At 43.6% G+C, this 709-nt stretch carries 1 protein-coding gene; it reads right to left on the bottom strand.

Going from position 1 to position 709, the window contains the following annotated elements:
• Positions 1-709 (bottom strand): S1C family serine protease (locus ACYVTD_RS14540; RefSeq protein WP_461248433.1); only part of this gene is annotated, 709 nt, incomplete at both ends.

Here is a 709-nt window from a genome sequence, read left to right on the forward strand (position 1 = left end):
TACGGTAATTTCCATTACCGCAATACTTTCATCTTCCATTAAGCGTAGACGCGAAATAGATACAGGATCGTCTTCCGAAATTCCTACTTCATCGGCAATGGAACCGCGTACTACGCGGTTTACCCTAAAACTGGAAGAAAAAACACTGCTTTGTAAAGGAGTAAGAACCATGCCAAACAAGGGAGCGACAATTCGATCCTTCTTGTCAATTTTTGCCGCGTCAAGAAGCGGCAACTCAGGGCGCGGGACTGTCATTATAATTTTCTTTTTTGTTTCTTCTGTTTTTTTATCAAAAATTTCCAACGCGATAAGTTCCCCTGGACCGCACATAAAAACAGCGCCCTGCAAGGCTGGAATAAGTCCTCCTTCCGCGGCGGTTATTTTCTTTCCATTGATTGTCTTTATAAAAAAGCCCTCGTCTACTTTATGTAAATAAGCCGGCGTATTTGGGGCGGTATAAATTATTTCCGCTTCTGAATTTATTTCGCATAACGTCATTCCAAGCCATGGACGCTGAGATCTTCCTCCTTTTATCATCATAGGTAAAGCCGATGTCAGCGTTTCGGCAGGAACGGCAAAATTCAACCCTTGATACTGATCTATTCCCGCGAAAACTATCCCTACAAGCCGCCCTTCATTATCCACTACAGGACCGCCTGAATTGCCGTGATTAACTGCGGCATCTATTTGAATAACGTCTCCAATCTGC

Source organism: Treponema sp. R6D11 (genome assembly GCF_054786075.1).